The 20,739-nt window shown below is 38.5% G+C and carries 22 protein-coding genes and 1 riboswitch; of the genes, 13 read left to right on the top strand and 9 right to left on the bottom strand.

All coding sequences use genetic code 11. The features are described 5' to 3' along the window. Positions 1-429: 429 nt before the first annotated feature. Both feoB and BTO08_RS04350 read left to right on the top strand, forming a co-directional pair. Positions 430-2,763, top strand: a complete 2,334-nt coding sequence (feoB, locus tag BTO08_RS04355) for a Fe(2+) transporter permease subunit FeoB (RefSeq protein WP_105060036.1) — start codon at positions 430-432, stop codon at positions 2,761-2,763. Next, positions 2,763-3,020, top strand: a complete 258-nt coding sequence (locus tag BTO08_RS04350) for a FeoC-like transcriptional regulator (RefSeq protein ID WP_105060035.1) — start codon at positions 2,763-2,765, stop codon at positions 3,018-3,020. The genes feoB and BTO08_RS04350 overlap by 1 nt, the downstream gene beginning before the upstream one ends. Before the next feature lie 103 nt (positions 3,021-3,123). Here the strand turns inward: BTO08_RS04350 and BTO08_RS04345 are convergent, their stop codons facing one another. Genes BTO08_RS04345 through BTO08_RS04330 form a run of 4 tightly spaced genes read right to left on the bottom strand, consistent with a single transcriptional unit; the run spans position 3,124 to position 5,393 of the window. Then, a complete protein-coding gene (locus tag BTO08_RS04345) occupies positions 3,124-3,342 on the bottom strand; it encodes a hypothetical protein (protein ID WP_105060034.1) in 219 nt (72 codons plus the stop codon). Positions 3,343-3,374: 32 nt separating this feature from the next. Then, positions 3,375-3,809 carry a TraR/DksA family transcriptional regulator gene (locus BTO08_RS04340; protein ID WP_105060033.1) on the bottom strand — a complete coding sequence of 145 codons (435 nt, stop codon included), beginning with the start codon at positions 3,807-3,809 and terminating at the stop codon, positions 3,375-3,377. Next, positions 3,806-4,843, bottom strand: a complete 1,038-nt coding sequence (locus BTO08_RS04335) for a CobW family GTP-binding protein (RefSeq protein WP_105060032.1) — start codon at positions 4,841-4,843, stop codon at positions 3,806-3,808. Before BTO08_RS04335 ends, BTO08_RS04340 begins: the two co-directional genes overlap by 4 nt. Beyond that, positions 4,833-5,393, bottom strand: coding sequence for a carbonate dehydratase (locus BTO08_RS04330; protein WP_105060031.1), 561 nt, complete (start codon positions 5,391-5,393; stop codon positions 4,833-4,835). The genes BTO08_RS04335 and BTO08_RS04330 overlap by 11 nt, the downstream gene beginning before the upstream one ends. 349 nt (positions 5,394-5,742) lie before the next feature. Here BTO08_RS04330 and BTO08_RS04325 point away from each other — a divergent pair, with 349 nt between their 5' ends. From BTO08_RS04325 to artM, 5 genes are all read left to right on the top strand, one after another. Further along, entirely contained in the window at positions 5,743-6,294 is a 552-nt protein-coding gene (locus tag BTO08_RS04325; RefSeq protein ID WP_005368312.1) for a YagU family protein, read from the top strand. A 512-nt stretch (positions 6,295-6,806) separates the two neighbouring features. Further along, complete coding sequence (gene artP / locus BTO08_RS04320) at positions 6,807-7,535, top strand: arginine ABC transporter ATP-binding protein ArtP (protein ID WP_045083559.1); 729 nt, start codon at positions 6,807-6,809, stop codon at positions 7,533-7,535. A 52-nt stretch (positions 7,536-7,587) separates the two neighbouring features. Continuing rightward, positions 7,588-8,316 (top strand): arginine ABC transporter substrate-binding protein, encoded by a 729-nt coding sequence (locus BTO08_RS04315; RefSeq protein WP_105060030.1) that lies wholly within the window; start codon positions 7,588-7,590, stop codon positions 8,314-8,316. 3 nt (positions 8,317-8,319) lie between these two features. Then, the gene (gene artQ / locus BTO08_RS04310; protein WP_105060029.1) at positions 8,320-9,027 is read left to right on the top strand and encodes an arginine ABC transporter permease ArtQ; all 708 of its coding nucleotides are present in this window, start codon (positions 8,320-8,322) and stop codon (positions 9,025-9,027) included. Beyond that, positions 9,024-9,695: an arginine ABC transporter permease ArtM gene (gene artM / locus BTO08_RS04305; protein ID WP_105060028.1), complete on the top strand. Its 672-nt coding sequence runs from the start codon at positions 9,024-9,026 to the stop codon at positions 9,693-9,695. Before artQ ends, artM begins: the two co-directional genes overlap by 4 nt. A 59-nt stretch (positions 9,696-9,754) precedes the next feature. On the opposite strand, the gene BTO08_RS04300 is transcribed toward artM, so the two are convergent. Further along, a complete protein-coding gene (locus BTO08_RS04300) occupies positions 9,755-10,951 on the bottom strand; it encodes a 3-phenylpropionate MFS transporter (protein ID WP_105060027.1) in 1,197 nt (398 codons plus the stop codon). A gap of 263 nt (positions 10,952-11,214) precedes the next feature. Here BTO08_RS04300 and BTO08_RS04295 point away from each other — a divergent pair, with 263 nt between their 5' ends. From BTO08_RS04295 to BTO08_RS04270, 6 genes are all read left to right on the top strand, one after another. Continuing rightward, complete coding sequence (locus tag BTO08_RS04295; protein WP_105060026.1) at positions 11,215-11,577, top strand: c-type cytochrome; 363 nt, start codon at positions 11,215-11,217, stop codon at positions 11,575-11,577. A gap of 27 nt (positions 11,578-11,604) precedes the next feature. Further along, a complete protein-coding gene (gene ccoN / locus BTO08_RS04290; RefSeq protein ID WP_105060025.1) occupies positions 11,605-13,038 on the top strand; it encodes a cytochrome-c oxidase, cbb3-type subunit I in 1,434 nt (477 codons plus the stop codon). Continuing rightward, positions 13,031-13,639: a cytochrome-c oxidase, cbb3-type subunit II gene (gene ccoO / locus BTO08_RS04285; protein WP_105060024.1), complete on the top strand. Its 609-nt coding sequence runs from the start codon at positions 13,031-13,033 to the stop codon at positions 13,637-13,639. The genes ccoN and ccoO overlap by 8 nt, the downstream gene beginning before the upstream one ends. Then, complete coding sequence (gene ccoP, locus BTO08_RS04280; RefSeq protein ID WP_105060023.1) at positions 13,636-15,834, top strand: cytochrome-c oxidase, cbb3-type subunit III; 2,199 nt, start codon at positions 13,636-13,638, stop codon at positions 15,832-15,834. The genes ccoO and ccoP overlap by 4 nt, the downstream gene beginning before the upstream one ends. Positions 15,835-15,970: 136 nt before the next feature. Further along, positions 15,971-16,144, top strand: a riboswitch (Lysine riboswitch). A gap of 84 nt (positions 16,145-16,228) precedes the next feature. Next, complete coding sequence (locus BTO08_RS04275) at positions 16,229-17,809, top strand: Na+/H+ antiporter NhaC family protein (RefSeq protein ID WP_105060022.1); 1,581 nt, start codon at positions 16,229-16,231, stop codon at positions 17,807-17,809. A gap of 107 nt (positions 17,810-17,916) precedes the next feature. After that, complete coding sequence (locus tag BTO08_RS04270; RefSeq protein WP_105060021.1) at positions 17,917-18,357, top strand: VOC family protein; 441 nt, start codon at positions 17,917-17,919, stop codon at positions 18,355-18,357. Positions 18,358-18,417: 60 nt separating this feature from the next. Here the strand turns inward: BTO08_RS04270 and BTO08_RS04265 are convergent, their stop codons facing one another. From BTO08_RS04265 to BTO08_RS04250, 4 genes are all read right to left on the bottom strand, one after another. Further along, on the bottom strand, positions 18,418-19,068 hold the full coding sequence (locus tag BTO08_RS04265; RefSeq protein WP_105060020.1) for a Qnr family pentapeptide repeat protein: 651 nt from the start codon (positions 19,066-19,068) through the stop codon (positions 18,418-18,420). Positions 19,069-19,171: 103 nt separating this feature from the next. After that, positions 19,172-19,564: a cystatin domain-containing protein gene (locus tag BTO08_RS04260; RefSeq protein WP_105060019.1), complete on the bottom strand. Its 393-nt coding sequence runs from the start codon at positions 19,562-19,564 to the stop codon at positions 19,172-19,174. 126 nt (positions 19,565-19,690) lie between these two features. Further along, positions 19,691-20,032, bottom strand: coding sequence for a 5-carboxymethyl-2-hydroxymuconate Delta-isomerase (locus BTO08_RS04255; protein WP_005368326.1), 342 nt, complete (start codon positions 20,030-20,032; stop codon positions 19,691-19,693). A gap of 179 nt (positions 20,033-20,211) precedes the next feature. Beyond that, entirely contained in the window at positions 20,212-20,568 is a 357-nt protein-coding gene (locus BTO08_RS04250; protein WP_105060018.1) for a DsrE/DsrF/TusD sulfur relay family protein, read from the bottom strand. Between the last annotated feature and the right edge of the window lie 171 nt (positions 20,569-20,739).

Genomic DNA, 20,739 nt, shown 5'->3' with positions numbered 1-20,739 from the left:
GCCCTATTATTAATTGTGATAATACGTATCAATCCTCCATGTAGTTACTTAAATATACTTCTATAACGATTTAAATATCACTACTAAGTATTAAAATTTATTGAACGATATTTATCTTACTCATCGTTTATTTACAGAATACTACTTTTAAAAGCTTTATAATTAAATGCAATAAAGCGTTACGATGAAGGCGAAATATAATTCGTATCAAATTTGATTTTTAATTACCCATAAATATCACATCTTCTAAGTTATTGACTAACAAATATATTAATTTTTTATTCACCTTTTTATTTTCCATAATAAAGATATTTATTGACTGAAATTAGTATTATTTTTATAAGTGCAAGTGATAAGCGATATCATTTCTACTTATCAATCGTTTAAATAACCATTTTATCTATAAGTAATTGTTTGGAGGAATAAATAGTGGCAAATACTATTGCCTTACTAGGTAACCCTAACTGTGGAAAAACGACACTGTTTAATGCCTTAACTGGCGCAAGACAACGCACAGGCAACTGGGCTGGAGTTACTGTAGATAAAAAAGAAGGCAACTATTCTTACCATAATAAGAATATAAATATTGTAGATTTGCCTGGTATTTATTCTATGTCTTCATCTGATGAACAAGGCTCACTCGATGAGCGCATCGCTTGTGAATACATTCTTTCTGATGAGGCTGATCTTGTTGTTAATATTATCGACGCTGCCAATATTGAACGAAATTTATATTTAACACTACAGCTGCTTGAAATGAAAATTCCATGCATTATTGTACTTAACATGTTAGATATTGCTAAACAAAAAAATATAAATATCGATGCGAAAAAGTTGGAATCTGAACTCGGTTGCCCTGTTGTTTCATTAGTTGCAAATAAATCTAAAGGATTAAATGATTTAAAGGACTCGATTGAAAAGCATTTACAGACAAAATCACTGCCCCGTCTATTTACTCAATTTCCTCCCGAATTAGACCAAAGCATTTCTCAACTTTCTGACGTATTCCAAGATCAAATAATCGTTAATAATAGAAAGAAGTGGCTTGCTATACGCTTGCTTGAATCAGATTCATCTGCCAAAAAATATATAAACGGTACAGATATCGGCTCTTTTGTCTCTCAATTACAAGCTGATTTTTCAAACACACATAATGAAAATATTGACTTATTAATTGCTGATGCGCGCTACCAAACTGTTGCCGAAATCATTCATCATTGCATCTCAAGTTATCATGCAGGACAGCATAATTTGACTCAATGGATAGATAAGATTGTGCTTAATCGTTATTTGGGGATTCCGATTTTCCTCATCGTGATGTATTTAATGTTTTGGCTATCAATAAATATTGGTGGTGGGCTTCAACCTATTTTTGATGAAGGCTCTGCAGCAATATTCATTAATGGCACCGCATGGTTATGTTCATCACTCGGTTTTCCTAGTTGGCTCACAGCCATTTTAGCGCAAGGGCTTGGGGGCGGTATAAATACCGTTATGCCCTTTATTCCTCAAATTGGTTTGATGTTCCTTTATCTATCAATATTAGAAGATAGTGGTTATATGGCGCGAGCAGCGTTTGTCATTGATCGCTTTATGTCTACGATTGGATTGCCAGGAAAATCCTTTGTTCCTCTTATTGTGGGGTTTGGTTGTAACATACCATCCATAATGGCATCTCGTACTCTCGATACACCAAGAGATCGTATCCTAACCTCAATGATGGCACCTTTTATGTCATGTGGTGCAAGATTAGCGATTTTCGGTGTTTTCTCAGCAGCTTTCTTCCATGGTATGGGCAGTTTTATTGTTTTTTCGCTTTATTTGCTTGGCATTTTTGTCGCTGTCATTACCGGCTTTGTACTAAAGAAAACCTTATTAACTGGTGAAGCATCACCTTACATTATGGAATTACCAACCTACCACCTTCCAAGTGTTAAAACGACGCTAATTCACAGCTGGAGTCGCTTACGTGGCTTTTTAGTTAAAGCCTGTAAGATCATCATTCCGATTTGTATGCTAGTAATGGCGTTGAATAGCGTAAATTTTGAAGGGCAAGTTATTGCAAACAATAACCAACAGAATTCAGCCTTATCAGAAATTGGTCGTTGGGTAACACCTGTATTGTCTCCCCTTGGCGTGAATGAGCAAAACTGGCCAGCCAGTGTGGGACTATTAACGGGATTTTTAGCAAAAGAAGTGGTTGTCGGCACTTTAAATACCCTATACAGCGCAGAATTAAGTAACAATCAAGCCGCCGCAGATGATGGGCAATCTTTCCATCTAATGTCAGAGTTAAAAGTGGCATGGCAAGACACCATTGATGGTGTTGCCGATAGTTTTTCTTTATCAACACTGAAAAACCCGATAAAAGCCAGTGAAGCCGATGGCTCTATGGGAACAACCGCAATGGGTCAAATGCACAAAGAATTTGGTTCAATGGCAGGAGCCTATGCTTATTTAATCTTTGTTTTACTCTACGTGCCTTGCGTTTCTACTATTGGTGTTATCGCCAAAGAAATTGGTCGAAATTGGGCTTGGTTATCGACTGCATGGGGAGTGGTTGTCGCCTATGCGCTTTCAATCGCCTTCTATCAAACCGCGACTTTCAAAGCACATCCATTAGAGAGCCTGCTTTGGTTATTTTTCGCTTTTAGTATCGTCACTGCATTTATTATAGGGATTAAGCGATTATGCAATAAAGTCGATTGGCAAATGTCGATACCAGACTCACCAGCGACACATAACTGCGGAGGATGCCATTAATGATATCGCTAATTACAGTAAGAAATACGGTACGTGATGCAAAAGTCATTTCCTTTAGCCAGCTTACAAAGCATTTGAAGTGTGAGCCACGTTGGTTAAGTGCATTATTAGATGAATTAATTTTACGTGGGAAAGTTGAGAAGTGTGATTCATCGCCTTCTTTGGCTTGCGGGAAGCATTGCCAAAATTGTCAAACGCAGACAACAGATACAGTGTACAAATGGTGTGAAAATAAAATCGCTATTTCGCTATGCTAATAGCTAAACCATAATGAAAAAAGACCACATAGCGTGGTCTTTTTTATGCCTTATCAACACTTAGCGTATTAGGTAGAGCCTACATTCTCGAAACATCTTTGATTCACTTTAGCTCATTTTTTGCTTGCTCAAACCATTGCAGTGTTTTTTGCCTTTGTGATTCGCCATATAACTGAACGAATTTTTTCGTCATGTAGTCTTTAGAAGAGTTAAGGGCAATAATACGCTCTTCAACATACGATAAAGTTAAAGGTTGCTGGCAAATAACAGTAATGCAGTGATGCCACTCTTGATAAGTTTGCGGAATGATCGCTGTGTTCATAAAAGCCTACCTAGTGATAATAAAAAATAGGATCAATCTTTGTATTGGATTTCTTTCATTTCCATCAAAGATTTTACGTCCGCACTGTACTCTGCGGTCGGTCTTATCAGTAACCGAGGAATACCTATTGGCTCACCGGACTCTAAGCAATAACCGTAATTACCTAAACGAATTCGCTCTAACGCCAATTTTATTTTGGGCAAAAGTTTTTGTTCACGTTCAACAATTCTTAAAGCAATACCTGATTGCTCTTCTAATGTTGCACGATCACTGACATCACTCAAATCACTCGCATCTGCCGTGTGCCCCATCTCCTCTCTCGCAGATTGAATGTGATGAGATGTCGACTCATAGAGATCAATCAATCTTTGTTTAAAAAACGCCAATTGAGAGTCATCCATGTAATTGTCTTCAGGCTCTTGCAGTATTTGCTCTTCAGTTAGCATTCTAATTTCAGTGTTGTTCATGTTATTTCACTCATGTTATTAACAATCAAACAATCTAAAAGCTTGCCTTCCAATTCATCATCTAATGTATCTGCGATAATTTCGACACGGCTTTCAGCACGCTCATCAAGCTCAACCTCTGTGATTCCATCTGCCGTTTTGTTATAACCAAAGATCCCATCAGAAGTGATAAACACGGCCTTCATTCGCTCAACATTCAATGTTTGAAAGAGCTGATGTAATGATTTACGTTCAAAGACTTTTTCAGATGCAAAACGCCAGCCAATACTTTTGAAACCTTCACCTTGGTTAGTAGCTTTTATCACGCCACTTTCAGGCATCAACTCTTCCGATAGTGCTTCTTCAGATACGCTTGTCTGCCTATCACGATGGAGATAAGACGGCGGTAATACTTCTATACCGGTTTCACCATCAAACTCATTAAATGGGATCACACCATGTTTGGCAAAAATCACTTGGGTTTTGGGGTTAGCAACTTGCGCGACAAAAGCTTGCAACTTTTCTTTATCTCCAGCTTGATAAAGATCGGTTTTGTTTCCCACCACCGTATCGGCAATCGCAATCTGCTGCCTAAAGGTGTCATGTGAGGTGTAGCGAGGATCGGATAATTTTCTTGCATCCACTAAAGTGATATTTTTCTGTAACGACAACACATCGCGATAGTATTCCGTAGATAGTACTTGCATCACTTCTTTAGGATGACCAAGCCCTGTGGGTTCTATGATCAAACGATCAGGTTTTGCTTCTGAAAGTAATTGATTAAGCGCAATCTGCATTGGTAAACCAGCGGTACAACACATACAGCCGCCGGGTACTTCCTTAATAAATATTTGTTGCTCGTTACCACTTTGACCTTGCAGTAAACTACCATCGACACCAATTTCACCAAACTCATTAACCAGCACAGCCCAACGCTCAGAATCAGGCTTATTCTTCATTAAATGAAGAATGGCAGAGGTTTTCCCGACGCCAAGAAAGCCTGTAATAATATTGGTTGGTACCGCTAAAATTGGCGATGATACTTTAAAGCTCATTAGCGATCCTCCTGTATCCCTGAACCAGTTCATGGTTAGCAGATACAACAGATTCAGAAAACGCAGAGTATTCAGGTGGGACTTTCGAAATACTATTTAAGTCAAAACCTGCACCAATATTCGTCATTGGCGGCACATGAAAGTTTTCAGGCAGATCTAGTCCATCTACAACGCAGTTATGACGGATCACACACCCTTTACCAATAACGGCATTAAATACCACTGAGTTGAAACCAATAAACACATCATCACTCACTTCACACGGTCCATGAATAATTGATCGGTGAGCAATAGATGAACGCTCACCAATCGTGACTGCAGCCCCAGCTTTTGAATGAATAACCACACCATCTTGTATATTAGTATCGCGTTTAATCACAATTGTATCCATTTCACCCAGTTCATTCACTTCATCTGCACGTATTACGGCATAAGGTCCAATGAATACGTTATCTTCTACAATCACTTTGCCACAAATAATCGCAGTAGGATCAATAAACGCAGTTTCAGAAATAGTAGGCATGTGTCCAGTTGGATTTTTTCTAAGCATTTATATTCTCTTTATTACTCATTCGCTATACAACACAAAACCTTTGGTTCCATCATCTATAAAAGAGCCCAATAACAAGGTTGTAAAGTATTGATATAACAATAAACCAAATAGCAACTTTTTGTTATGTTATAACATAACAAAAAGTGATGATCTATTTTTATATGTATAATGAATAAATCAGACGAATAAAAATCTTACTTTTCATATATGATATTTATCATATCGAAGCTTATTCCTTTCGGCTCCATACAATAAAAGCCTTTGCATGTGTATTTTTGTTAAGTTTGTGTTCAAAGTTTGTAGATAGAATTGCCTCCCCCCATTTCAACATTAAAAATGATTTACAATGATATTCAACAAACAAAATAACATTATCTTGTTCTATGCTACTTTGGTTGGCGGTTTTATAAGCTCCTTAATAAAATCAGGAACGGAAGCCAACATGCCTCCAAGGGTTGCTGGTGAAATGTCACCCCCAGCTCTAAACATTGATGCTTGGCTTGGGTGGTTAGGTATTAACTCTCACTCACTTGACTACGTATACCAAGGAATCACTATTCCGGGGGCTGTAATGCTCTACCATTGGCTATTTAGTTTTATTTTTGCTTTTGTTTATGTTTATTTATCAGCCATAACTCCAAAAATTAGACTTTGGTACGGTGCTGCTTACGGTATTGTTATTACTCTAGTAATGCATGGCTTCCTTATACCAGCTCTTGGCTTTAGACACCCAGCTTATTTAAATGGGCAAACTGGTTGGTTATGGAATCTAAATGGTTATGAATTTTGGAGTGAGTTAATCGGACATATTTGTTGGTCTTTTTCGATTGAAATTAGTTTAATAGCAGTATTAGCAATTCTATCTAAACCAATAACAGGTGTCTGGGCGAAAAAATAATTCTTCTTGAAGGATTAGAATACATTTCATCAACAATATTTATAAATCACCTCTTCACCTTAGTTAGTTTATGAGTTCAAGATAAACGAGATGGCTAGATAAAAAGCTATCTCGTTTTTCTCTTAAACGTAAGCTATAAGTAATCATCAAAGGTTACGATACTGATCAATTCAAATCCCTTAGTATTTCTAAAGCATAATTCCCACAAGTTATTCTTTTTTATAACTCTCATCTTTTCCCACTCATAACCACACGATCGCAACTTGAATAATTATCCAATTAGGATTCTTCTTAACAAACACTCCACTTAGGTAATTGTTAATATGCTATTACAGCATTTATCCCACCTACATTTAAACGTTAACTCACGGTTTTAATTAGAATATAAAACCATCAAAAGACTAAAAATTAAACAATAAATTAACAAATTAAATTATTTTTAATTTTTTATTGCATAGAATTCCAAGTTAAGTAATATAAACCACAAGTGAGAACAAATGCAGAATAAGCGCATGGGCATTCAAGTAAAAAACATTGATAAGTTCTATGGTAAGCATCAGGTTTTACATGATGTAACCTTCGAATGTAATAAAGGTGAAACGCTGGTTTTACTTGGCCCAAGCGGTGCAGGTAAAAGCTCTTTACTACGGGTATTAAACCTATTGGAAGATGCCTCTGCTGGCGAGCTGAGTATTGCAGAAAATTATTTTGATTTTAAAAAAACAATCGTTGAAAAAGATGGTTTAAAACTACGTCGTAAAGTTGGCATGGTATTCCAACAGTACAATTTGTGGCCCCACAAAACTGTGTTGGAAAATTTAATAGAAGCACCAGTAAAAGTGCTCGGTATTGATAAAGCGCAAGCGAAAAAAGAAGCGTTAGAGCATTTATCAAAATTACAGTTAGCAGACAAAGCCGATGCATGGCCTTTGCAACTGTCTGGCGGTCAACAACAACGTGTTGCAATTGCACGTGCGTTGATGATGAAGCCTGAAGTGTTGTTATTTGATGAGCCTACTGCGGCACTTGATCCTGAGATCACAAGCCAAATTGTACAGATCATCAAAACATTAAGCGGCACAGGCATTACTCAAGTTGTGGTTACCCACGAAGTGGATTTTGCAAAAAAAATCGCCAGTCATGTGCTTTACATGGAAAACGGCAAAATTATTGAACACGGCAGTAACGAGGCGTTTAGTCACCCTAAAACCTCACAATTTGCTGACTATTTAAAACATTAACGAATTATATCCCCCTATATATTCGTTCGTAAAAGACGCATGGAGTATCGCGATGAATAAAATTTTATTAGCTAGCATTATCGGTCTGGTTTCTTCTCAAGCTATGGCGCAAGACATTAAGTTTGCGATGGAAGCAACGTATGCCCCTTTTGAATACATGGATGAGAATAATCAAATCCAAGGCTTTGACGTCGATATTGCTAAAGCCCTATGTAAAGAGATGGATGCTACCTGTACTTTTCATAACCAATCTTTCGATAGCTTAATTCCAGCTCTTAAATTCAAGCGATACGATGCGGCTATTTCGGCAATGGACATTACTGAAGCACGTCAACAGCAAGTAAGCTTTACTCAACCTTATTACGATAACGCTGCTGGCTTTATTTCAATCAAAGGTAAAGTCACTGATGTCGCCGCTCTGAAGGGTAAGCGTGTTGGGGTACAAAATGGTTCTACTCACCAGAGCTATTTAACAGATCAAATGCCAGGTGTAACTGCAGTGCCTTACACAAGTTACCAAGATGCCTTTATTGATATGAAAAATGGTCGTATTGATTCGGTATTTGGTGATACTGCAGTTATCGCAGAATGGCTGAAAAAAGACGATAACCTTGCGTATGTAGGCAAGCCGGTGACGAACCCTAAATACTTCGGTAACGGTTTTGGTATCGCGGTAAACAAGGGCAACCAAGAATTGGTTAAACAGTTGAATACGGCACTCGCTAAAATTAAGCAAGATGGTCAGTATAAAGTTATTTTTGATAAGTACTTTGGTAAGTAAATTATGATGTTATCGGGATATTCTCTTTCCCTGTTAGAAGCTAGCTGGATGACAGTCCAGCTTGCTTTTACCAGTTTAGCGGTTGGATTGGTGCTGGCTATGTTGTTTGCTGGCGGTGAGATGTCTCGATTTCGCTTCGTGGCGTGGCCAACGACAGCCCTAGTGACAGTATTACGAGGCTTACCTGAACTACTGATTGTTTTATTCATCTTTTTTGGTTCAGGTCAGGTTCTATTTTACATCACGGGTGATTATATCGAGATCAGCCCTTTTCTTTCAGGTGTTATTGCGCTTTCACTGATTTTTGCCTCTTATGCGGCGCAAACTATCCGTGGTGCCATTAAAGCAGTACCTAAAGGACAAAGAGAAGCAGCCAGTGCCCTTGGGATCAGCAAAGCAAGAACATTTGTCGCTATTATTATTCCACAAGCGATCCGTCATGCATTGCCAGGGTTAACTAATCAGTGGTTAGTGTTATTAAAAGATACAGCATTGGTATCACTCATCGGTGTTACGGATCTTCTAAAACAAGCACAGTTAAGCTCTGCAGCGACGCATGAAAGTTTTACTTGGTATGCAACAGCTGCGGCAGTGTATTTAGTGATCACTCTAATTACACAACAAATTATTAAACGAATTGATGCGAAATATAGCGCTCAAGAAGGTTCAAGCAACAACAAAAAAACGGTTGTTGAAGGAGCGATGGCATGAATGAACAACACTTTTGGCAATTATTGGATGGCCTTGCCACCAGCTTACAATTGACCGTTGCATCGTTATTAGTTGGCTGTACTCTCGCTCTATTAATGACAATGACATTAATTTTAAGAACCCCTGTTTTACATTGGTTAAGCCGTGGAATCATTACCCTATTTACGGGTACGCCTTTGTTAGTTCAAATCTTTTTGATTTACTACGGACCGGGACAATTTGAAGGTATTCGTGATAGCTTTGCATGGCAATGGCTCAGCCAACCGTGGTTCTGTGCGATGTTAGCACTAGCATTAAATACAGCCGCTTACAGTACTCAACTGTTTAAAGGTGCGTTTGATGCAATTCCTAAAGGTCAATGGCAAGCATGTCGTGCATTAGGCATGGAAACTAAAACAACATTAAGTACCTTGTTACCTTTTGCCATTCGTCGTTCTGTTCCGGCTTATTCTAATGAAGTGATTCTCGTGTTTAAAGGCACATCGCTCGCCAGCACTATTACTATTATGGATATCATGGGTTACGCTCAACGTATTAATGCCCAAACCTACGATACGTTAACTGTGTTTGCCATTGCTGGTGCGATGTATCTAACCGTTAATGCACTACTTTCTATTGCGTTTAGACTGATAGAGAAAAAAGCCTTGGCGTTTGAAGTGACGAATTAAATTTCAATCTTATAAAAAAGCCGATAATTTTCATTATCGGCTTTTTTGATTTTTGAACATTATGCTGAAGCAAATGCTTCATTTCTCAATGGTTGATCTTCTTTTTTATTCGGCACAGCGTCTTTTACTTTTAAGAAAATACAAGGTATACCCATCGCAGCCATAAACCAGAACATATTTATTTCAGAGTGATGCATTAGCCATCCGCAAAGAGCAGATACAAGCGCTAATACAAAACCTGCAGGAATTGCATGGTATAACGACTGTAAAGAAACGTAATTATGTTTCCGATTTTCTTCCACATAACGGACCGAAGATAAAATCGTACCTGAGAACGTAATACCATGTAAAATCTGACAGAAAATAAGCACATATATATCATTTGTCGCTGCGGTTAATCCCCAACGTACCACGACAGCAATTGCAGCAAGTCTAAATAATGTTGATACTTTCCAATTAGCGAACGCTTTACGACTAATTAAGTAAAAAACGATCACTGAAATTGTCGACAGACTCCACAAATAACCAATGGTATCTGAATCTAGCCCCTGTTCTTTCCAGTAGACTGTACTGAAGAAATAGTAGCCACCATGGCTTCCTTCTAACAAAGAAGCGACCAATAGAAATAACAGCGTCTCTTTACAACATAATACTTTGAAAATATTCTTTCTTTTTTGCTCATTATGGTGGCATACCATAGGTACAGTTGGCTTCATTAGAGTACCTAGTAATGTTGCTCCCAAACCAATAGCTCCCATTACTGGTACAGAACTTACACCAAAATTATGAACCACCCACCCCATACAAGCCGACGCAACCGTTAATGCAACCGCTCCCCATAAGCGAGTGTAGCCATAATCTAGTCGATCATCTCGAGCATAGTGATTTGATATCGCATCCGAAATAGCGACCGCAGGACCAATCGCTAAATTAAATAACACGAGTAGTAATGCAAGCACCCAAAATGTTGGCGTAATCGTACCTATCCAGATAAAGGCAATAAAGCCAAGTAAGCTTAAAAACATTGACCAACGAAGGAACGGTATAAGGTGCCCAACTTTGTGAAATAAAGGTGTTAATGTAAAGTTGATTACACAACGAGCGGCAAGACCAAAACCGATCAGCATCCCGATATCAGCATCTGAGATCCCTAATTTTTCTAACCATAATCCTCTGAAGGGTAAATACACCCCATACGAGAACCAGAACATAAATTGATAAGTTGACATCCATACTGATGGTCGACAATTAAGCATTCGCACTATTACTCCTTTCAATGTTTTAGTAACAGTAACGAAAATAGTTATCATTAACAATTTGAAGAAATACCATAAAATAATCAAAAACAGTCACATTGAGTGACTGCTTTTAGAAAAAAATTAAATATATTTCGATTTATTCTTTTAATTACTTAAGTTTTTTCTAAAAACAAATGTTGCGAAATTGTAAAATCATCTATCTTTATAATTATGCGTTTATATTACGACTTCTATAAATAGAATAAAAAAGGGAGATGAGCATGTCTTTAATCCTATCCATTAAGCGGTTTTTGTTTGTGGTTTTAGTTGTAACTCCTCTCGTTTCTACTGCTGATGAAATGACGCCGGAACAACAATTTGAGATCGGTAAACAAAAAGCCCTTGTTTGTATCACTTGCCATGGTGCCGATGGTATTTCTGCAACGGGTACCTATCCCAACTTACAAGGCCAAAAGCAGCAATATTTGGTCGCAGCACTTAAAGCATACAAACAAAATCAACGTGTTGATGGTTTAGCGATATTAATGCAGGGTTATGCTAAAGATTTAAGTGATCAAGATATGAAGGATCTCGCGTATTACTTTAGTACCGTAAAAACAGATACCAGCCATCAATCACAATAAACGGCATTACTTGCTAAGGTTATGACGATGGATATTCAGTATAATTATAAAATCGTTAAGTACTTTATGATCGCTAGTGTTAGTTGGGCGTTCATAGCTATGTTAATTGGTGTTATTTTAGCTGCGCAACTTTATTGGCCTGCCCTTAATCTCGATTCTGAATACTTTCAATTTGGTCGTCTTCGTCCATTGCATACTAACGGCGTCATTTTTGGCTTTGTCGTTAATCTTTTAATGGGAACATCCTTTTATATTGTTCAACGCACCTGTAAAACACCGCTATATAACAACACTGCTGCTTGGTCTGTCTTTTGGGGATGGCAATTTGTCCTTCTTCTCGCCCTTATTACCCTACCGTTAGGTTTTACTACCTCAAAAGAATACGCTGAACTTGAATGGCCAATTGATATATTAATTGCCGTCATCTGGGTGATGTATGCCATTGTATTTTTTATGACAGTTGCTAAACGCACCGTTCATCATATCTTTGTTGCTAACTGGTTTTATGGTGCGTTCATTATTGTTATTGCGATGATTTTTATTGCTAACAACCTCGAATTGCCTGTCACGATGTGGAAATCTTACTCTATTTACTCAGGGGCCGAAGATGCCATCGTGCAATGGTGGTGGGGACATAATGCGGTTGGTTTTTTATTAACCGCTGGCATCATTGGTATGAACTATTATTTCATTCCCAAAATTTCCGAACGCCCTATTTATTCTTACCGCTTATCTGTTATTCACTTTTGGGGCTTAGTCGGCTTTTATACTTGGGCTGGCACACACCATCTTATATATTCTTCTGTTCCAGATTGGTTACAAAATCTCGGCATAGTGATGTCGTTAATTTTATGGCTACCCTCATGGGGTGGCGCCTTTAATAGCATCATGACATTGCTCAACAATAAGCAGAAACTTAAGCACGATTACATCATGTGGTTTTTCTTCTCTGCCATTGTTTATTACGCGTTAGCGACTTTTGAAGGGCCATTATTAGCTATTCGTTGGTTTAATATGATTGCTCATAATACCGATTGGATCATCGGCCATGTGCATTCTGGCGCGTTGGGCTGGGTTGGTATGTCCGCCATCGCCGTATTTTATTACTTTATCCCTCGTTTATATGGTCACGAGCAATTGTGGTCAAATCGTTTAGTTAAATGGCATTTCTGGTTTGCGCATATTGGGATTGTACTTTATGCCGTTGCACTGTGGATTGCTGGAATTGGACAAGGCTATATGTGGCTAAAAGAAGATGCTAATGGCTCTCTTAGCTATAGTTTTGTCGAAGCGATGAACTTCAGTGCACCATGGATGTTAGTTCGCTTTATCGGTGGTGCGTTGTTTGTGTTAGGTATAATTTTAATGATTTATAACCTATACAGAACGCTAAAACAGCCAAAACCTAGATCAGTTAAGCATCAAAATGCAGTAACAGAAAAGGTAGATACTCATGATTAATAAAGATTTTACCTCATCTGTAGTGATCCTTATTGTTGCAACAACTTTGGTTGCTGCCTTTTCATTCTTAGTATGGGTACTTCCTGCTTTTTTTTACCAAGATAAGTTAATTGCTGAATCAAGCGCGAAACCATTAACCGCATTAGAAGTTGCTGGGCGCGATATTTATATCAGTGAAGGTTGCCATACTTGTCATACCATGATGGTACGTCCATTAAACGCAGAAATTAAACGTTATGGACGATATAGCCGAGAAAGTGACGATATTTATGAACATCCCAATTTATGGGGTTCAAAACGTACTGGACCTGATCTCACCAATTTAGGTCGAAAATATTCTGATCAATGGCACATCATTCACCTAAGAAACCCTCGTGATGTTGTACCAACTTCGATTATGCCCTCTTATCCTTGGCTCTTTGAACAAGTACTTGATGGTGAAGATATTGATGCAAAACTAATTGCATTACGTACCCTTGGTGTTCCTTACACTGATAAGGAAATTAAACAGGCACGATTAGAAGTAAAAGGTAAAACCAAGGCACAGGCATTAATCGCCTATCTACAAAGTCTGGGACAAGATCAAGGAGTACGACCATGAGTACTTTTTGGAGTGGTTGGGTCATTATCCTAACCCTTATTTTTCTCGCAATTATGATCGTCGTTGTTGCGTACTACTGGAAGAAAAACAGTGCAGCCAACGCTAATCGAACCGTCGATAGCTTTGATGGTATCGATGAAAACGATGCCGCCGTACCAAACCTTTTACTTCTTTCTTATCTTCTCGCTTTCATTATCGCTGCCGTTTTTTTGGTGCTCTATCCTGGCATGGGAAACTGGCAAGGACTCATGAAGTGGCAATCAAGTAGTGAAGCGGCTTCAACCTCTACCACTTCATTAGCCAAACAAATTAGCCAAGTACCTAATGGTGATACATCATTTCAAGCATTAAGTACCTCGCCTGAAATTGTGGTCGCTGGTCGCGCTTTATTTCAAACCCATTGTGCGGCTTGTCATTTAAATCAAGCACAAGGTCAGCTTCATTTCCCTAATTTAAGTGATACCGTTTGGCTTTATGGTGGTAGTGATGAGGCGATCCATCATTCGATTGTTAAAGGTCGTAACGGAGTCATGGCTGGCTGGAAAGATATTCTGACTGAAGAAGAAATTGAGAATGTTTCATATTATGTCGCTTCACTTGAAAAAAATCGCATTATCTCAGAGCCCGCGGTCAAGCTTGAACTCGGTAAAACCGTATTTGATGCTAACTGTACGGCTTGTCATGGCAGTAATGCAAAAGGTAATACTGCGATTGGTGCGCCAAATCTAACCGATAATATCTGGCTTCACGATGGCAGTGTTGAAGGTATTATTGCGACGGTAAAATATGGCTTAAACAATCTCATGCCTGCTTTTGAAGAGCAACTCAGCGATAGCGAAATTCAAGCATTAGGTGCTTATATTCGCCACCAAGGAAATAGACAAAACGAGAAACTCGCAGCGCTTGATCCGGATATGGTTAGTAAAGGGCAATACCTTGCTTATGCAGGAGATTGTATTGCTTGTCACACTGGTGAAGGTGGCGAACCATTTGGTGGCGGTTTAGGATTTTTAACGCCATTTGGCACGCTTTATTCTACCAATATTTCAGCACATCCAACCTATGGTATTGGGGATTACACCTACGATGAATTTTATGATGCGCTACATAAAGGTAAAGGCAAACATGGCTACCTTTATCCAGCTATGCCCTACTCGTCTTATCAATATGTGACAGATGAAGACACCCAAGCACTTTGGGCTTACATGCAATCGCTTAATTTTGTGAATACTCGTAATGAAGAAAACAAGATGATGTTCCCAAGTAATATCCGGTTAGGACTACTTGGTTGGAATATTGCCTTTCTTAATACCGACCCTTTGCAATACCCAGCAGATGCCACCGAACAATGGAAACGGGGTAAATATTTAACCATGGGGTTAGGCCATTGTTCGGAATGTCATACTCCACGTAACGTTGCACAAGCCTTGATAGAAAAAGAGCTATTCCAAGGTAATTTGATTGATGGCTGGAAAGCCCCAAATATTACCGCAACAGAGCTATATCAAGATCGTTGGGATGTAAAAACACTAACCGACTTTTTAAAAACGGGTCATTCAGATAAAGGAACCGCATTTGGTGGTATGGCGGAAGTGGTACAAAACAGTACCCGTTTCTTGACAGAACAAGACGTCGCAGCCATTTCGGAATACTTGATCACTGGCGATAAATATAACGAGTTAGATAGATCGGTTCCACAGCTCAACCCACCCGGTTTTGGTGACTTGGTGCCAGCCAATGTTGATATTCAAACCGTTGAGCTAAAACCGTTAAGTAGCAACGATCCTGAAAACGAAGCCAAACTATATGGTTTATATGTTCAAACCTGTGGTGCATGCCATGGTAAAGACGGTAAAGGTAGAAAAGGGATCGCCCCTACACTGCTTAACAATGGGATAATTATGCACAGTGATCCTTACGATACAATTGCCGTTACCATTCGTGGTTTATCGCCAAACTTCATGGAACAAGACAGTAACTTTATGCCGATGAGTAGCTTTAACTCGGTGATCAGCGATGCCAACCTCGCGAAGTTAATTAGCTTTGTCCGCAATAAGTTAGGTGATAGAACTGTAGCTGTCACCCCACAAGAAGTGGCTGAGGTAAGAAAAGATTTAATTAAAGGCGGCTACGCTGGAAATATACACGCGATGACAACACCAGAACAAAATCAGCCGAATAGCATAACAGAATAAGCGATTATCTAAATGGAATATAACGCTACTAATTGGTTAACATACCATCAACAGTAACAATATTTACAATTAATATGCATTTTATGCCTGCTTTTTATTGCCTAAGCAAAATTAATAGGTATCATCAAATTTCAATCCTTTGAGTAGAGGCGCGCTGCCTAAAAGTATCCAGATGGAGGGTGACACCTTTGAAGTCTGGGGAAAGGAGTCGGCGCCGAAGTGTTTGTTGTGTCGTCAACAATCGCTGGGTCTGCATTAAATAAGTGCAGAACTGCCATAGTTATTTTGTCTATGGAGCGCTACCCTAAGGGATACGAAGAAGTATTTTTTCTCCTGAAATCTGTTTCTCTATCCTTTCGGTAGATCTCCACCTATATAGGTGTTTAAGAGATCCATGAATCTAGTTCAATATTCTGACTCCCTGCTATCTGTTGTACCACCCTTGCTGGCGGTTGTTTTAGCAATCACTACACGACGTGTATTGTTATCACTTGGCCTTGGTATTGTTGCAGGCGCAATCCTTCTTAATGATTACAGCCCTTTAGCGGCGCTTCAATATATCGTAAATAAAGTTGTAGGCCTTGTTTGGGCAGACGGTGCTGTTAATAGCGGTAACGTTAATATGATCATCTTCATGCTTTTGCTCGGTGGTTTGATCAGCTTAATGACAGCAACTGGTGCAACTAAAGCGTTTGCTGAATGGGGTGTTCGTCGCTGTAAAGATCGTCGTAGCGCAAATATGCTAACGGGTTTAATGGTTTTTGCTTTCTTTATTGATGACTTTTTCCATAGCTTATCTGTGGGGCCGATTTGTCGCCCTGTAACAGACCGTTTCAATATTTCACGTGCAAAGCTTGCCTATTTACTTGATTCAACGGCTGCACCTGTTTGTGTTATCACGCCAATCTCGTCTTGGGGTGCTTACATTATTGCTATTCTTAGCGGTATTTTAGTAACAAACCACATTACAGATATCAGTGCTATTTCATTGTTTGTTCAAATGATCCCAATGAACTTGTACGCCGTGTTTACGCTATTAATGGTTATCGTTGTTATTTTCTTCCAACTTAACATTGGTCCAATGCGTCAACACGAAGAATGGGCAGAAGAAGGTAAGCTATGGGATGAATCTAAAGGCCACCCTAAAGGCTTAGAAATTACTACTGAGTCTGAAGGCCAAGGTACTATGATTGATATGGTATTGCCTATTCTGACACTGACTGTCTCCAGCGTTATCTTTATGATCATTAGTGGTGCTGAAGTATTAAGCGCAAAAGGCGAAGCTTTTAGCCTGATAGCTTCTTTAGAGCATACCGATCTAGGTGCTTCATTGGTTAATGCATCTTTATGTAGCCTAGCTGTTTCTATTCTTCTAGCTTTACGTTTAAAACTACCACGTAAGACTTGGTTAACTGCGGCACCTCAAGGTGTACAAGCGATGATCCCTGCAATCATTATTCTATTGTTTGCATGGACGATCGGTACTGTTGTGAGTGATATGTCTACAGGCCAGTACCTAGCCTCTTTAACTAAAGGTGGTTTCCCAACGGAATTACTACCAGCGTTAGTCTTCATCCTTTCATGTGCAATGTCATTTGCGACAGGCACAAGCTGGGGCACGTTCGGTATCATGTTACCACTTGCTGGTGATATGGCGGTAGCAAGTGATGCTCACCTATTAATGCCGATGTTATCTGCAGTACTTGCAGGATCTGTCTTTGGTGATCACAGCTCACCTATTTCAAGCACAAGTATCTTGTCTGCAACAGGTGCAGGTAGTCACCATATGGATCACGTGATGACTCAGCTACCTTATGCATTGACTGTCGCTATTGGCGCACTATTAGGCTATCTAGCAATGGGCATCTTATCTTCAACAGTTGCGGGTATTGCTGTAAGTTCTGTTTGGTTCCTTGCATGTTGTACGATTCACCTACGTCGTCATAAGAAACAACTGCAAGCAGTAATAGCATAAACATTAGATCATAAAATCTAATAATCCCCGTTCGTTTTAATACACATTTGCTTTATGCTAAGTATTAAGACAACGGGGATTTTTTTGTATAAAAGTTAGGAAATAGAATGGAATACTTACATACCATGGTACGAGTGAGCAACTTAGATGCTTCACTGGATTTTTACTGTAACAAGCTTGGTTTGGTAGAAATTCGACGTAAAGAAAGCGAACGTGGACGTTTTACACTAGTATTTTTAGCTGCACCTAATCAGGCAGAAACGGCAAAAGAAACACAGTCGCCTTTATTAGAACTAACTTATAACTGGGATCCAGAATCGTACACTGGTGGTCGTAATTTTGGTCACCTCGCTTTTGCCGTCGATAATATTTACGATTTATGTGCTCATTTACAAAATAATGGAGTCGTTATTAACCGCCCACCCCGTGATGGACATATGGCATTTGTGCGTTCACCTGATGGTATTTCGATTGAACTGCTACAAAAAGGCGACGCACTAGAAGCAGCTGAACCTTGGGCTTCGATGCAAAACCAAGGTGAATGGTAAAAAATAGCATTGTATATCGGTATTATTTTATTTAAATAATACCGACCTTTTTATAGCGTTTTAAAGCACAATAATGCCCAGTTGACTTAGTAATTGCTCTTGTTGCCAATCGCAAATTTTTACACCACTTAAATTTACACGTCGAATATCAACACCCTCTAAATCCACATGACAGAGATCTGCGTCTTCTACAACGCATTGGCGCCACTGCTCAGATGAAAACTCACCGCGACTTAAGTCAGATCCTTTAAACGATGTAGCCAACAAATTAGCCCCGTTCCATCGGTTTTCAAACAGTTCGCACTGCTCTAATTTTATGTCTTCGAAATTGCTGTAACGTAAATTGCAGCCGCTTATAAATGCAGAGCAAAAGAAAGTATTATGGGTAATATAATTTGAAAAAGAAGCATATTGAAAATCAACGCCTTGGAGATTAGATTGTCGCATTTCTATGCCAAAACACTGCGCATTACGAAAACTAGCCATTGACAAATTACACTGCTTAAAACTCGCATCTTTGAGTTTTGAATAGGAAAAATCACAGCCTTTGTCATCCCCTACATCAATAAAATTACAGTTGATAAAACTCGCTTCAACTAAATTTGCACGTGAAAAATCACAACGATAAAACTGACAATTTTCAAAAGTAGCTTCAGACAATTCTTGTTTAGAAAAGTTTTCATCTTGATAACACTGACCTACAACATGCATACACAATCTCTTCTATTACCATGCGACTAATCAAACAAAAAAAGCGCAATTACTGATTGCTCAATAATAGCGCTTTCTCATTCTATTAGAACTTATTATTTAGTTACTTATGTACATCACAGTTCGAAGCTACTGATGATACTTGTTTTACATCTTTAACATCATAAGTATTCTGTAGGCTACGGAAAACAGTCGCATTGTAGTAATCACCATTTTCAATACTAAACGTAATTGAGTAGTTCATACCTGCAACTACTTGCTGTGTTACATGATAAATTTTACCTAGCTGATGATCACCAGAGATTGCTTTAACGGCATCTTTTGCTGCTTGTTCCACTTCAGGTGTTATGTCGCCTTGTGCCCAACCACCAACAATTGCGTGAGAAAAATTACAACTTTCTTGCATATTCGCCTCATCCGAAGTTACGTCTTTTGCCGAATTACATGCAACTAACGCAACAGAGCTTAAAGCAATTAATAAAACTTTCTTATTCATCATCAAATCCTAATTCACGTTTTCTGCATATATATCAACAGAAAACGTGATTAAGTGCAAATATACTTTATTCGAACGGTGATTTATTACTATAACTAATAATTAAAAGCAATTATATTTGCATTTTTATATGACATACTTGCGATAAGATTGCTGATTAATATCTTCAATTTCTACTGTGACACAAATATCATTGTGGAACATTGCTGCCACTTGATGCAAGATGACTTCAGATAGATTATCTTTTTGCTTCGGATCTCTACCAGGAAGCACCCTTACGGTAATATGAACAAAAGGCTTTTCGGTTGTCCCTGTACGATATAACTCATAAGGTATGGCACGGGTTTTTATATCTTCTTCATCAAAAAGACCTGAACTAAACGTCGCGTAATGAGTTGTTGCCATTAATTCATTTAAATTAATCTCTGTTTCAAGATCTTTGGCATATTCAATAATGCAATGCGGCACAGCTTATCTCCTATATATGAATAGCTTACTTAATGACACTAGCATATATAAATAAGATAACTCTTCGTTTGATCAGCTTTTTGATAATAAATACATTTAATAACTGAGTTCTTTTGCTTTCTGTGATTCCTGTACAAAAATAGCTCTTTTCTGTTACGTTAAATCACTGAGCATAACAATTAAAATGTTAGTACTTTTTTTGCTTTTAGCGTCCAACTTGCTAAATCATCTAACGACCCTATTTCACAATCTTCAATGAGTAATGACTCAGACAGCCCGCGCGCGCAACAACAGGTTTTACACAATTTGATTTCGCTTCCTTGTGCGATAAGGATTTCAAGCATTTGTTGAATATCATAGCCTTCTACCGGATTTTGCTGTTTCATCGCACACATCACAGCATCAGACATTAAAAACAATTTGAGGCTTACAGATTGTTCTTCCTGTTCATTAAGTTTAATTGCTAAGCGTAATGCATTAAAAGGACGCTCAGAGCCATAAGGAGCGTCATTGATAACGATTAAAATAGTTTGCATTTAATACTCATATAAAAAATAAAATCAATTGCCTTTATTGTCACACAAAATGAGACTAAATGTATAAAAATCCCGAACACTACTTAGCACGAATAGCAATAGTCAATTAATCTCACAGTTCACATTTCTCATGTCTTTACTTCGCAGTGCGTCTACAAAACATTCAGTTAG

Origin of the sequence: Photobacterium angustum, from assembly GCF_002954615.1 — a bacterium.
Lineage (GTDB): Bacteria > Pseudomonadota > Gammaproteobacteria > Enterobacterales > Vibrionaceae > Photobacterium > Photobacterium angustum_A.
The sequence above is the reverse complement of the archived record's forward strand: the minus strand, read 5'-3'. Positions and strand labels throughout refer to the sequence as shown.

Excerpts from the sequence above, each read along its gene's own strand:
- BTO08_RS04345 (WP_105060034.1), bottom strand. The coding sequence starts at position 3,342 with ATGAACACAGCGATCATTCCGCAAACTTATCAAGAGTGGCATCACTGC.
- BTO08_RS04330 (WP_105060031.1), bottom strand. The coding sequence starts at position 5,393 with ATGCTTAGAAAAAATCCAACTGGACACATGCCTACTATTTCTGAAACT.
- ccoO (WP_105060024.1), top strand. The coding sequence starts at position 13,031 with ATGATTAATAAAGATTTTACCTCATCTGTAGTGATCCTTATTGTTGCA.
- BTO08_RS04295 (WP_105060026.1), top strand. The coding sequence starts at position 11,215 with ATGTCTTTAATCCTATCCATTAAGCGGTTTTTGTTTGTGGTTTTAGTT.
- BTO08_RS04325 (WP_005368312.1), top strand. The coding sequence starts at position 5,743 with ATGATATTCAACAAACAAAATAACATTATCTTGTTCTATGCTACTTTG.
- ccoP (WP_105060023.1), top strand. The coding sequence starts at position 13,636 with ATGAGTACTTTTTGGAGTGGTTGGGTCATTATCCTAACCCTTATTTTT.
- BTO08_RS04250 (WP_105060018.1), bottom strand. The coding sequence starts at position 20,568 with ATGCAAACTATTTTAATCGTTATCAATGACGCTCCTTATGGCTCTGAG.
- BTO08_RS04265 (WP_105060020.1), bottom strand. The coding sequence starts at position 19,068 with ATGCATGTTGTAGGTCAGTGTTATCAAGATGAAAACTTTTCTAAACAA.
- BTO08_RS04275 (WP_105060022.1), top strand. The coding sequence starts at position 16,229 with ATGAATCTAGTTCAATATTCTGACTCCCTGCTATCTGTTGTACCACCC.
- BTO08_RS04340 (WP_105060033.1), bottom strand. The coding sequence starts at position 3,809 with ATGAACAACACTGAAATTAGAATGCTAACTGAAGAGCAAATACTGCAA.
- BTO08_RS04300 (WP_105060027.1), bottom strand. The coding sequence starts at position 10,951 with ATGCTTAATTGTCGACCATCAGTATGGATGTCAACTTATCAATTTATG.
- BTO08_RS04350 (WP_105060035.1), top strand. The coding sequence starts at position 2,763 with ATGATATCGCTAATTACAGTAAGAAATACGGTACGTGATGCAAAAGTC.
- artQ (WP_105060029.1), top strand. The coding sequence starts at position 8,320 with ATGATGTTATCGGGATATTCTCTTTCCCTGTTAGAAGCTAGCTGGATG.
- ccoN (WP_105060025.1), top strand. The coding sequence starts at position 11,605 with ATGGATATTCAGTATAATTATAAAATCGTTAAGTACTTTATGATCGCT.
- BTO08_RS04270 (WP_105060021.1), top strand. The coding sequence starts at position 17,917 with ATGGAATACTTACATACCATGGTACGAGTGAGCAACTTAGATGCTTCA.
- BTO08_RS04335 (WP_105060032.1), bottom strand. The coding sequence starts at position 4,843 with ATGAGCTTTAAAGTATCATCGCCAATTTTAGCGGTACCAACCAATATT.
- artM (WP_105060028.1), top strand. The coding sequence starts at position 9,024 with ATGAATGAACAACACTTTTGGCAATTATTGGATGGCCTTGCCACCAGC.
- BTO08_RS04260 (WP_105060019.1), bottom strand. The coding sequence starts at position 19,564 with ATGAATAAGAAAGTTTTATTAATTGCTTTAAGCTCTGTTGCGTTAGTT.
- BTO08_RS04315 (WP_105060030.1), top strand. The coding sequence starts at position 7,588 with ATGAATAAAATTTTATTAGCTAGCATTATCGGTCTGGTTTCTTCTCAA.
- artP (WP_045083559.1), top strand. The coding sequence starts at position 6,807 with ATGGGCATTCAAGTAAAAAACATTGATAAGTTCTATGGTAAGCATCAG.